This window comes from Lentzea sp. HUAS TT2 (genome assembly GCF_051853195.1).
Taxonomy (GTDB): domain Bacteria; phylum Actinomycetota; class Actinomycetes; order Mycobacteriales; family Pseudonocardiaceae; genus Lentzea.
Genome location: NZ_CP196667.1, coordinates 7,674,377 through 7,686,201, shown reverse-complemented (window position 1 = coordinate 7,686,201; position 11,825 = coordinate 7,674,377). Strand labels below are relative to the sequence as shown.

At 71.4% G+C, this 11,825-nt stretch carries 12 protein-coding genes; 9 read left to right on the top strand and 3 right to left on the bottom strand.

The genetic code is table 11. From position 1 onward, the window contains the following. Window positions 1–399: 399 nt before the first annotated feature. Window positions 400–1,335, top strand: a complete 936-nt coding sequence (locus ACSHWB_RS36530; RefSeq protein ID WP_439657868.1) for an alpha/beta hydrolase — start codon at window positions 400–402, stop codon at window positions 1,333–1,335. Between the two features lie 137 nt (window positions 1,336–1,472). Then, entirely contained in the window at window positions 1,473–1,736 is a 264-nt protein-coding gene (locus ACSHWB_RS36525; protein ID WP_439657867.1) for a hypothetical protein, read from the top strand. Between the two features lie 10 nt (window positions 1,737–1,746). On the opposite strand, the gene ACSHWB_RS36520 is transcribed toward ACSHWB_RS36525, so the two are convergent. Together ACSHWB_RS36520 and ACSHWB_RS36515 are read right to left on the bottom strand one after the other, a co-directional pair. Further along, a complete protein-coding gene (locus tag ACSHWB_RS36520) occupies window positions 1,747–4,311 on the bottom strand; it encodes a cation-translocating P-type ATPase (protein ID WP_439657866.1) in 2,565 nt (854 codons plus the stop codon). Beyond that, the gene (locus ACSHWB_RS36515; RefSeq protein ID WP_439657865.1) at window positions 4,308–4,814 is read right to left on the bottom strand and encodes a universal stress protein; all 507 of its coding nucleotides are present in this window, start codon (window positions 4,812–4,814) and stop codon (window positions 4,308–4,310) included. The genes ACSHWB_RS36520 and ACSHWB_RS36515 overlap by 4 nt, the downstream gene beginning before the upstream one ends. A 124-nt stretch (window positions 4,815–4,938) precedes the next feature. On the opposite strand from ACSHWB_RS36515, the gene ACSHWB_RS36510 reads away from it, so the two are divergent. After that, window positions 4,939–5,388, top strand: a complete 450-nt coding sequence (locus tag ACSHWB_RS36510; RefSeq protein WP_439657864.1) for a universal stress protein — start codon at window positions 4,939–4,941, stop codon at window positions 5,386–5,388. A gap of 62 nt (window positions 5,389–5,450) precedes the next feature. Here ACSHWB_RS36510 and ACSHWB_RS36505 read toward each other — a convergent pair whose 3' ends face one another. Next, complete coding sequence (locus ACSHWB_RS36505; protein WP_439657863.1) at window positions 5,451–5,753, bottom strand: HPF/RaiA family ribosome-associated protein; 303 nt, start codon at window positions 5,751–5,753, stop codon at window positions 5,451–5,453. Window positions 5,754–5,906: 153 nt separating this feature from the next. Between ACSHWB_RS36505 and ACSHWB_RS36500 the strand changes: the two genes are divergently transcribed. The 6 genes from ACSHWB_RS36500 (at window position 5,907) to ACSHWB_RS36475 (ending at window position 11,792) form a co-directional block, all read left to right on the top strand. Then, window positions 5,907–8,237: a phosphoketolase family protein gene (locus ACSHWB_RS36500; RefSeq protein ID WP_439657862.1), complete on the top strand. Its 2,331-nt coding sequence runs from the start codon at window positions 5,907–5,909 to the stop codon at window positions 8,235–8,237. Next, complete coding sequence (locus tag ACSHWB_RS36495; protein ID WP_439657861.1) at window positions 8,222–9,301, top strand: acetate/propionate family kinase; 1,080 nt, start codon at window positions 8,222–8,224, stop codon at window positions 9,299–9,301. The genes ACSHWB_RS36500 and ACSHWB_RS36495 overlap by 16 nt, the downstream gene beginning before the upstream one ends. 89 nt (window positions 9,302–9,390) lie before the next feature. After that, window positions 9,391–9,729, top strand: coding sequence for a spore germination protein GerW family protein (locus ACSHWB_RS36490; protein ID WP_439657860.1), 339 nt, complete (start codon window positions 9,391–9,393; stop codon window positions 9,727–9,729). Between the two features lie 6 nt (window positions 9,730–9,735). After that, window positions 9,736–10,050, top strand: a complete 315-nt coding sequence (locus ACSHWB_RS36485; protein WP_439657859.1) for a hypothetical protein — start codon at window positions 9,736–9,738, stop codon at window positions 10,048–10,050. Between the two features lie 62 nt (window positions 10,051–10,112). Then, window positions 10,113–10,526 (top strand): hypothetical protein, encoded by a 414-nt coding sequence (locus ACSHWB_RS36480; protein WP_439657858.1) that lies wholly within the window; start codon window positions 10,113–10,115, stop codon window positions 10,524–10,526. A 102-nt stretch (window positions 10,527–10,628) separates the two neighbouring features. Beyond that, window positions 10,629–11,792 (top strand): globin domain-containing protein, encoded by a 1,164-nt coding sequence (locus ACSHWB_RS36475; RefSeq protein ID WP_439657857.1) that lies wholly within the window; start codon window positions 10,629–10,631, stop codon window positions 11,790–11,792. The last annotated feature ends 33 nt before the right edge of the window (window positions 11,793–11,825 follow it).

The window sequence follows — 11,825 nt, the reverse complement described above, 5'->3', positions numbered from 1 at the left end:
CGTACCGCTTGGCCGTCAATGGAATTCCCCGTCCGGATCACATACCCCCTGGGGTACCTCCTGAAGCCACTGTACGTCTCGCCCGAGCGTTCCGACAACTACCCCCGGGGGTATGCGGATCTGCCTGCGCAGACCGCCCGGACAACGGCGAGGCATTCCACTCCACCGTCTGCTCCTGGCGGTCGGGTGACCAGAACCCAGCGGCATCGGCGTGCGCGCCGAAGGTCCCGCGAGATCCCGGCCGGGGCGGAGGACGGTCGCCGGAGAGGACCAACGGCACTGCGGCCGGGACCACGCCGAACGGGACGCTCGAGGAATGGGGCGACGCGGCATCACCGCCTGCGTCGGTGGCGCGTCACGCACTCGACCTCCTCGACGAGGAGGAGAAAGCAGGTTGCCATGTCCTCCCCGCGTGAAGTGTTCTTCGACTCCGCCGGCGTGCGCTGCGCCGCGGACCTCCACCTGCCGGACGAGGCGTCAGGACCCCTGCCGTGCGTCGTGATGGCGCACGGCGGCAGCGGCACCAAGAGGCTGGGACTTCCCGCCTACGCCGAGAAGTTCGCGCGCGGTGGAATCGCCGCCTTCGTCTTCGACTACCGCGGTTTCGGCGCCAGCGCGGGCGAACCGAGGCAGGTCATCGACGTCGCGGCTCAGCGCGAGGACTACCGGGCAGCGATCGCCCACGTCCGGGGCCTGCCCGAGATCGACCCGCGCCGCGTCGCCGTGTGGGGCACCTCGCTCAGCGGCGGGCACGTGCTCGCGGTCGCCGCCGCCGACCCCGGCATCGCCGCCGTGGTGTCGCAGGTACCCGTGATCGACGGCTTCCACCGGGGACGCACGCTGCGGCAACGCCTCGACCGGGAGGTCACCGCACGCACCCTGCAGTTCACCGCGGCGGCCGTCCGCGACGTGCTGGGCGCCCGGCGCGGCGAGCCGCCGCACCTGGTGCCGGTGGTCGCCCCGCCCGGACGGGTGGCGGTGTTCACGGAGCCCGACGCGAGAAGGACCTTCGCCGCGCTCGGAGGCGAGGCGACCGGCTGGCGCAACGAGCTCGCGCCGAGGTTCGTGTTCGCCCTGCCGCGCTACGTTCCCGGCACCGCCGAACGACTGTCCATGCCCCTGCTGATGTGCCTGGCCGACCACGACCTGCAGGCGTCCAGCGCGTTCGCCGCCCGCATCGCCGCCCGAGCACCGCACGCGGACCTGCGCCACTACCCGCTCGGCCACTTCGACGTGTACACGGGCACGGCCTTCGACCGGATCAGCGATCAACAGCTCGCATTCCTGCAGGCCCACCTGCGTTCATCGGGCGAGAACGGCACCGGACCGTTGTGACAGCGCGACCGTGCGCCGGCTCCGCGGTGCCGGTCGCTCTCCACCGGTCCCTGCGAGAACGGGACCTTGGCCCCTGGGACGGTTGCTCCACACGACGCAGAGTGTGGGCCTTCGCTCAGTCCAGCAGGAGGTTCCCCGTGCACCACACCGGCGTAGCCCGGACCCCGGTCGCCATCACCAGATACTTCGACGAGGTCGTCGACGCCCTTGCGCGCGAGGGCGTCGACGTCACGCAGGTCGTTCTGGAACTCTCACCCACACGCCCCATGTGCGGCGAGCTGGTCACCGGCCGGGGACCGGTGCTGCGCTGGCGTGAGGACCTGGGCTGGAGCAACGGTGTCCGTTCCACCAGCCCGGCCGCACACCCCGGCGAGGTCGCCGACCTGATCGGTCGCAACTGAGCGACACTCGTCAGCGCGGTGATGACGTCCGCGCGTGCCTGCGCGCCAGCAAGGCTTTCGCCGCCGCGTCCGCAAGCAGGACCGCGGGCACCGTGGCCACGGCGAGCGCCCAGCCCAGTGCGCTCGGCGCCTGCCCGCCGAGCAGCGTGGGAAGCGGCGGCACGAAGAGGAACACGACCAGCACGGCGAGCTCGAACGCCACCGCCCAGAGCAGCAACCTGTTGCCCGCCAACCTCTTCGACGTCACCGGCCGCGACGCGCTGCGGCACGCGTAGGCGTTGGCCAGCTGACCCAGCACGATCGCGGTGAACGCCGTGCCGGACGCCGTCGCGAGCAGTGCCGCGTCCGGGGTGTCCCCCAGCCGCCAGCCGCCCGCGAGCAGCACCACCAGGAACGCCGCCATCGACACCAGTGCCTCGGCGGGGCCGAGCACTCCGAACACCCGCCGCAGCAACGAGCCGTCGATGAGCGAGCCGGTGCGCAGACGGCCGCGCATGGTGCGGGAGTTCGGTGGTTCGGCGCCGAGCGCGAGTGCCGGCATCAGGTCCGTGCCGATGTCCAGGGCGAGCACCTGGAGCACCGTGATCGCGAGCGGTATCGAGCCTCCGGACAACGCCCACACCACGAACGGCGTCAGCTCGGCGACGTTGTCGGTGAGGTGGTAGGTCAGGAAGCGGCGGATGTTGGCGAACGTGGCGCGGCCCAGTTCCACCGCGGCGACGATCGTGCTGAAGTGGTCGTCGAGCAGCACCAGGTCGGCCGCCTCGCGTGCCACGTCGGTGCCGGACGCTCCCATCGCGACACCGATGTCCGCCGCGCGCAGGGCGGGGCCGTCGTTCACGCCGTCGCCGGTCATGGCGACCACGTGGCCCTTGCGTTGCAGCGCGGTGGCGATGCGCAGCTTGTCCTCTGGCGTGACACGGGCGACGACGACTCCGTCGCGGTCCAGCAGCGCACCGAGCTCGTCGGGGTCGGCGGGCAGCGCCGCCCCCTCCACCACGAGGCGGTCGGGTCCAAGCAGGCCCACCTGCTCGGCGATCGCCCGCGCGGTCGCGGGGTGGTCGCCGGTGATCATGGCGATGCGGATGCCCGCCGACCGGCACGCGGTGATGGCGTCGGCGACGTCGTCGCGAGGCGGGTCCTGCAGGCCCACCAGCCCGAGCAGCTCCAGGTCGCGTTCCGCGTGCTCCCAGGAGGTCTCGTCGTCCGGACGCGCCGGCCTGCGCGCCACCGCGAGCACGCGCAACCCGCGCCGGGCCAGGGCCGCGATCGCGTCACCGGCGCCGGGTGCCGGACGGCACTGCGGCAGCACCGAGTCCGGAGCACCGGCGACGTGCACGCCGTCGGAGTCCACAACGGACGAACGGCGGCGCCTGGGGTCGAACGGGAACCGCACGGCGTCCGCCGACGGGCCGTCGACACCGACACGGGCGGCGAGGACGTGCAGCGCGACCTCCATCGGGTCGCCGACGGGCAGCCAGCGGTTCTCGTGCTGCCGGGCGTGGGCGGTGGGCGAGCACCGTTTCGCGCTGCTCGCCAGTGCGCGCACCTGGTCGACCGCCTCGGGCGAGCCGTTCACCGTGCCGGTGGGCTCGTACCCGTCGCCGTGCACGGTCACCTCGCCGGCCGGCGTCCAGACGTGCACGACCGACATCTCGTTGCGGGTCAGGGTGCCGGTCTTGTCGGTGCAGATGAACGTCGTGGCGCCCAGCGTCTCCACGGCGTCGAGCCTGCGCACCAGCGCGTTGCGGGTGGCCATGGTCTGCGCGGCGCGGGCGAGGGACAGCGTGACGGTCGGCAGCAGGCCTTCGGGGACCAGCGCGACGGTGACGCCGACCGCGAACAGGAAACCCTCGGTGAGCGACAGCCCCAGCAGGACCGCGACGCCGAAGAACGTCAGGCCCACCGCGATCGCGAGCACCGCGACGACGACCACGACCCGGTGCAGCTGCCCGGCGAGCGGACTGCGGGGCGGCTTCGCCTCCTGGGTCAGCGCGGCGATACCCGCGAGCTCGGTGTGCGCGCCGGTCGCGGTCACCGCCACGGCCGACTCGCCCTCGGTGACGTAGGTGCCCGCGTGAACTCGTTGTCCTGCAACGGGCCTGACCGGCACGCTCTCGCCGGTCAGCATCGACTCGTCGACGGCGAGCCCCGCCGAGGTCAGCACCTCGCCGTCGGCGCAGACCCGCGCGCCCGCCTCCAGGACCAGCTCGTCGCCGACGACGAGGTCGGCGGCGTCGACCTGGCGGAGGTGACCGTCCCTGCGCACCGTGGCGCGCAGTGGCATGAGATCGCGCAGCCGCTGGGCGGCCCGGTCGGCGCGGTACTCCTGGGCGAACGCGAAGACGCCGTTGAGCACCACCACGACGACGATCGCGACGGCCAGTGCGGGCATGCCCGCGACGAGCGCGAGCACCGCGGCGACCCACAGCATCAGGGCGAAGAAGTGGACGAGTTGCTCGACCAGCAGCAACAGCGGATGCCGCCGGCGGGTCTGCGGCAGGACGTTGGGGCCGTCGTCGTGCAGCCGTCGAGCGGCCTCCGCCGACGAGAGCCCGGTGCTCGCGAGAGTCATAGCAGCGGTCCCGGGGTCAGCGGAGGACGGACGACATCGCCGTTGCGCTCCTCCTGCCGCGGCCGCGCCTCCTTCACCACCACGACGGGGCACAGGGCGTGGTGAACGCAGTACGAGCTGACCGAGCCGAGGACGGCCGCGACGAACGGGCCGTGGCCGCGGCTGCCGACTACGAGCAGCTCGGCGTCGGCGGAGGCGTCGATGAGCTCACTGCGCGGATCACCGTGGACCACCACGGTGCGCAGCCCGACCTCGGTGATGTCCTTGACCGCGTGGTCCACCACGGCGCGCTGGGCGGCTTCGACGCGCTCGGGCGTCATCCGCATGCCGATCTCGGCGGGCAGCGGGCCGATCACGACGCCGGGTTCGCGGTACCAGGCCGAGATCACCACGAGCGGGCGGTTCCGGCGGCGGGCCTCGTCGGCGGCCCAGCTCAGCGCGGCCCTGGCGGCGGGTGACCCGTCCACCCCGACGACGACGGGCTTGGGTTCTGAGTCGCTCATGGTCCCAGCGTCGCGGTCCTCGACGGGAGGAAGCAGTGCGGATGGGCTCGGCCGCAACATGCCATTGGTCCCTGCCAACGCTTCCGCTGCTGCCGCACGCTCGGGGAGAGCGATGGGAGAACCGATGAGACGACGAGTGATCATGGTGGGAGTGGACGGCTCCGCGTCCTCCCGCGCCGCGCTGAAGTGGGCGCTGACCGAGGCCGGCCGCACCGGGGCCGACGTGGAGGCCGTGCTGGCCTGGCAACGCGAGGACGCCTTCGTCCCGGCGACCTCCATGGGGATCCACCCGTACCGGGAGAAGCCGCAGCGGCACCCGGCGCAGGAACTGCACTCGGCGGTGCTGGACATTCGGGCCGCGGTGCCGTCGGCGCCCGAGGTCGTGGAGACCACGGTGGTGAGTCAGGCAACGGACGCGCTCGTGCGCGCCTCACGGCACGCGGACCTGCTCGTGCTGGGCACGCGAGGACACGGGCCACTGGCGGGAGCGCTCCTCGGCAGCGTCACCGCGCATTGCATCAAGCACGCGGAATGCCCGGTCGTCGTGATTCCACCTCGGGCCGTGCACGAATAGACCTCTGTACACGACGAAGGGCGCTTCCCCGCACGGGAAGCGCCCTTCGTCATGCACGCCGGTCAGTTGTGCATCTTCACCAGCCGGGTGTGCAGCTGGTCGTGCACCTCGTCGATCGCCTCGGTGAACGTGGCGGCCTCCGCCTGCGCGGGCAACGAGGTGCCGTTCACGTCGAGGTTCACCCGGACCGCGACGGTGCGCGGTCCGGGACGGGTCAGCCGCACTCGCGCGAACTGCACCGGCGCGGGTGCGTAGCGGCTGAGCGGTGCGATCTTGTCGTGCGCGTACTGCCGGGCTTCGGCGGGTACGCGCTCACCGAGCTCCACCACCACGTTGCCGATCTCGGTCGCGCCTGCGTGCTTCATCGAACACCTCCGTTGGTCCTGATGGGTGCACTGTCGTCGAACTCGATCACCGCGCGACAGGTGCCAAGGGGCCGTGCGGACAGGGACCTGGGTCCCTGTTCCCTGATCGATCAGGTCAGCATCGTGAAGGCACACCGAGCAGAGGAGTGCGAGATGTCCCACGCCGACCTGTCGCTGGTCGACGCGTACTGGCGAGCCGCGAACTTCCTGTCCGCGGGCCAGATCTACCTCATGGACAACCCGTTGCTGAGCGAGCCCCTGGCGCCGGAGCACATCAAGCCGAGACTGCTCGGCCACTGGGGCACCACACCGGGCCTGAACTTCGTCTACGCCCACCTCAACCGGGTCATCAGGGAACGCGAGCTCGACGTCCTGTTCGTCACCGGTCCCGGTCACGGCGGCCCCGCGCTGCTCGCCAACACGTGGCTGGAGGGCTCCTACAGCGAGACACATCCGGACGTGCCGCGCGACGGGGAGGGCATGCGCAGGCTGTTCCGGCAGTTCTCGTTCCCCGGTGGCGTACCGAGCCACGTGGCGCCCGAGGTGCCCGGCTCCATCCACGAGGGCGGTGAGCTCGGGTACTCGCTCGCGCACGCGTTCGGCGCCGCGCTCGACAACCCCGATCTCATCGTGGCGTGCGTGGTCGGTGACGGCGAGGCGGAGACCGGGCCGCTCGCGACCAGCTGGCACGCGGGCAAGTTCCTCCACCCCCAGCGCGACGGCGTGGTGCTGCCGATCCTGCACCTCAACGGCTACAAGATCGCCAACCCGGCACTGCTGGCCCGGATCCCCCACGACGAGCTCGACGCGTTGCTGCGCGGCTACGGCTACGCGCCCTTCTACGTGGAGGGCGACGAGCCGGAGGCGATGCACACGCGGATGGCCGAGGTGCTCGACCAGGTCGTCGACGAGATCACGCGGATCAAGGGCTCGCAGGACCGGCCGACGTGGCCGATGATCGTGCTGCGCAGCCCCAAGGGCTGGACCGGTCCGTCCGAAGTGGACGGCGTGCCGGTCGAGAACACCTGGCGCGCGCACCAGGTGCCGCTGGCCGGTGTGCGGGACAACCCGGACCACCTGCGGCAGCTGGAGCAGTGGCTGCTCAGCTACCGGCCGGCCGAGCTGTTCGACGAGAGCGGCGCGCCACGACCGGAACTCGTCGCCCTCGCGCCCGAGGGAACCCGGCGCATGGGCGCGACACCGCACGCCAACGGCGGCCTTCTGCTGCGCGAGCTGAAGATGCCCGGTCTCAAGACCCACGCCGTCGAGGTGAGCAAGCACGGCACCACGCACTCCGAGCCGACCAGGGTGCTCGGCCGGATGCTGCGCGACGTCGTCACGCTCAACGCGGACCGGCGGAACTTCCGCGTCTTCGGGCCGGACGAGACCGCCTCCAACCGGCTCGACGCGCTGTTCGACGTCACCGGCAAGCAGTGGCAGGCGCAGACGCTGCCGGTGGACGAGCACCTGGTCCACGACGGCCGGGTGATAGAGGTCCTGTCCGAGCACCTGTGCCAGGGCCTGCTGGAGGGCTACCTGCTCAGCGGCCGGCACGGGTTGTTCAACTGCTACGAGGCGTTCATCCACATCGTCGACTCGATGTTCAACCAGCACGCCAAGTGGCTCAAGACGCACAAGAAGCTGGAGTGGCGCAGGCCCGTCGCGTCGCTCAACTACCTGCTCAGCTCGCACGTGTGGCGGCAGGACCACAACGGCTTCTCCCACCAGGACCCCGGTTTCATCGACCACGTCATGAACAAGAAGGCCGAGGTCGTCCGCGTCTACCTGCCGCCGGACACCAACACGTTGCTCGCGGTGGCGGACCACTGCCTGCGCAGCAAGGACTACGTGAACGTCGTCGTGGCCGGCAAGAACGAGACGCCGGACTGGCTCGACCCCGAGGAGGCCGTGCTGCACTGCACCCGCGGCGCCGGCATCTGGGAGTGGGCCAGCACGGACGACGGCGTCAGCGAACCCGACGTCGTGCTCGCCTGCGCGGGTGACGCGCCCACGGTCGAGGTGCTCGCCGCGGCCCGTCTGCTGCGCGAACACCTGCCGGAACTACGAGTCCGCGTGGTGAACGTGGTGGACCTCATGCGGCTGCAGCCCGAGACCGAGCACCCGCACGGAATGCCGGACCGCGAGTTCGACGCCCTGTTCACCACCGACCGCCCGGTCCTGTTCGCCTACCACGGTTATCCCTGGCTGATCCACCGGCTGACCTACCGGCGCACCAACCACCACAACTTCCACGTCCGCGGCTACAAGGAGGAAGGCACCACGACCACGCCGTTCGACATGCTGGTGCTCAACGACATGGACCGCTACCGGCTCGTGATCGACGTGGTCGACCGGGTGCCGGGACTCGGTCCGAAGGCGGCCAGGCTGCGGCAGTTCATGCAGGACCAGCGCACCCGCCACCACGCCTGGATCCGCGAGCACGGCGAGGACCTGCCCGAGATCCGCGAGTGGACCTGGCAGTGAACGTCCTCGTGGTGAACGCGGGCTCCTCCAGCCTGAAGCTCGGTGTGCTCGGCGAGGACGGCACCGTTCTCGCCGAGCACCACGCCGAGCGCTGGCAGGGAGACACCGGTCCGCTGAAGGACTTCCTCACCGACGCCCCTGACGTCGACGCGGTGGGACATCGTGTCGTACACGGCGGATCCACTTTCACCAGTGCCACAGCGATCGACGATCACGTGCGCGGGGAGATCGAGGCACTCACCGCTCTCGCACCGTTGCACCAGCCCCGTGCGCTGGCCGGGATCGACGCCGCCCGTGAGCTGCTGCCCTCGATCCCCCACGTCGCGTGCTTCGACACGGCGTTCCACACCACGATGCCCTCCGCCGCGACGACTTACGCGATTCCCGAGTCGTGGCAACGCAAGTGGCAGCCGCGCAGGTACGGGTTCCACGGGCTCTCGCACTCCTACGCGTCCCGGCGCGCGGCAGAACTGGCCGGCACGCCGGACGCCCGCGTGGTCAGCTGTCACCTCGGCGCCGGGGCGTCGCTCGCCGCCGTCGCGAGTGGACGGTCGGTGGACACGACGATGGGCTTCACTCCCCTGGCGGGCCTGGTGATGGCGACCCGCAGCGGCGACGTCGACCCCGGCCTGCTGGTGTGGCTGCAGCGGGCGGGACTGTCCCTCGACGAGCTCGAGGACGGGTTGGAGCACCACGCGGGGCTCGCGGGACTGTCCGGCGTCGGCGGTGACCTGCGCGACGTCCGCCGGGCCGCCGGCGCCGGTGACCCGCGCGCGGGACTCGCACTCGAGGTGTACGTGCACCGCTTGCGTCAGGGCGTCGCCGCCATGGCGGCGTCGCTGGGCGGGATCGACCTGCTCGTGTTCACCGGCGGCGTGGGCGAGCACGACGCCGTGCTGCGTGCCGACACCACCGCGGGGCTGGGGTTCCTCGGTGTGGCGGTGGACTCGAACCGCAACGACGGACCTGGGCTGATCAGCGCGGACGAGTCGGCTGCCGGCGTGTGGGTCGTGCCCGCGCGGGAGGACCTGGAGATCGCGGCGCAGACCCGCGCAGTGGCTTGAGGCTCACCCGCGCGGGGACCTGAGACCCTGTCTCCTCCTGTCGCCACGGCCGAGGCTGGAACCGTCAGCCCGACGCCGAAGGAGCGACGATGAAGATCGACGAGATCATGGGCAACACCAAGGACTCGCTGAAAGCGCGCACCGTCTACGGCGAGCCCGTCGAACGGGACGGGATCACCGTGATCCCCGCCGCCACGATCGCGGGCGGTGCGGGCGGCGGCACGGGGAAGGACGAGAAGGGCCAGCAGGGCGAGGGCGGAGGGTTCGGCATCAACGCGAAGCCGGCCGGGGCCTACGTGATCGACAACGGCAAGCTCCGCTGGCAGCCGGCGGTCGACGTGAACAAGCTGGTGGCCATCGCCGGCTCCGTCGCCGTCGCCGCGCTCCTGGTCGTCGCGCGCGTCCTCCGGTCACGCCAGAAGGACTGAGCAGCGATGTCCCGCCGGACGTGGGTCGTGCTCGCGGCCGTGGCGCTCGTCGTCACGGCCTGCGCGGCAGGCCCGAACGTGGTGTCCTCCGTGCAGGGAGTTCCGGTCGCCGGGTTCTGGCGCGGGGTGTGGCACGGGCTCATCTACCCGGTCACGTTCCTCATCTCGTTGTTCACCGACAACGTGAACATCTACGAGGTGCACAACAACGGCAACTGGTACGACTTCGGCTTCGTGGCCGGAATCGGTCTGCTGCACACCGTTCTCGGCCACGGTCGACGGATGTCGCCCAAGCGCCGCAAGGCTTCTGCGGCTTCCTGAGCGGCACCGCACCCGCGTGGGCGATCGCCGTGCTCTCCCCCGTCCCACGAGGAGGAACCGACGTGGACACACGAGCGAAGCGGATCGCGCATCCGTGGATCAACCTGTTCGCCGGCGCGATCGCGCTGTCCGCGTGGGCGGGGGCCGCCGGTCTGGCGACGGGAGTCCTCGACTTCGGGCCCGCCATCACGGCGAGGCTGCCCCTGCACAGCGGCGCCCTCGCCGCGGCAGGGCTGAGCCTCGTCGTCGCACTGCCGATGACGCTGGCCGCCTGGCTGTGCGGACGGAACCATCCACAGTGGAGGCTCGTCACCGCGGCGGCCGGCGCGCTCCTCGTGGGGTGGATCCTGATGCAGGTCGCCGTCATCCGGACGTTCAGCTGGCTCCAGCCGCTGATGGCGACGGCGGGCATCGTCGTCGTGGTCTGCGCGATCGCTCGCCGCGACCGGTTCCAGGGACCAAGGTCCCGTTCCTGAGACGACGTTCCGATCTGCGGTGGACCACACCTGATCGCGCAGGCTCGAGCTGCGATCGCGCGTTCCCGCGCCATCCTCCCGATCCTTCTCGAGGAGTCCTCCGTGCTTTCCGCTGCTTCAGCCGCCGTGGTGCGTGCGACGCTGCCCGTCGTCCGCGACCACGCCGCCGAGATCACCGCCGAGTTCTACCCGTCGATGTTCGCCGCGCACCCCGAGCTGCTGAACCTGTTCAACCAGGGCAACCAGGCCAGCGGCAAGCAGCAGCTCGCGCTGGCGGCCGCCGTGGTCGCGTACGCCCAGCACCTGCTCGACGGGACACCGTTCGGTCCGATCGCCGAGCGCATCGCCCACAAGCACGTCTCGCTCGGCGTGCGGCCCGAGCAGTACCCGATCGTCGGCAGGCACCTCATCGGCGCCGTGGCCGCGGTCCTCGGTGACGCCGTCACACCGGAGGTCGCCGCGGCGTGGGACGAGGTCTACTGGCTGTTCGCGGTGTCGCTGATCGCCGCCGAGGCACGTCTGTTCCAGACCGCCGGCGTCACCCCCGACACGCTGTGGCGGCCCTGGCGCGTCGCGAAGCGCGCCGAGGAGGCTGCCGACACCGTGTCCTTCACGCTGCTGCCCGACGACGGCGGCCCGGTGCCGGCGTTCGAGCCTGGCCAGTACGTGTCCGTGGCGGTCGACCTGCCGGACGGGCAACGGCAGCCGCGCCAGTACTCGCTGTCGCAGGCACCCGGGCGAGACGAGCTGCGCATCACCGTGCGCCGTGTCCGCGGTGTGGACGGCGCCCCGGACGGCGCGGTGTCGAGCTTCCTGCACGACCACGTGCGAGCCGACGACACCGTGCTGGTCGGTCCTCCGGCGGGCGAGGTCGCCCTCCAGCCCGGCGACCGGCCCGTGGTGCTCATCAGCGCGGGCATCGGCATCACCCCGATGGTGTCGATGCTCGGCCACCTCTCCGCCACCCAGCCCCGACGCACGGTCGTCGCCGTGCACGCCGAGATCTCGGCGGATCGGCACGCACACCGCGAGGAGTACGTCCGCCTCGCCGGTCCCCAGCAGATGACCTGGTACGAGAACGGCGACGGGGACGGCCGGTCCGGACGCGTCGACGTGGACGCGATCCCGCTGCCGGCGGACGCGATCGTCCACCTGTGCGGCCCGATCACCTTCATGCGCGACGTACGTGCCGCACTCCTCCGCCGCGGCGTGAGTGCGGACGACGTCCACTACGAGGTCTTCGGCCCCGGCATGCTCGAGCGGTGAGCTCACACGCGGGCAGGTCGAGCGCCCGGCCGG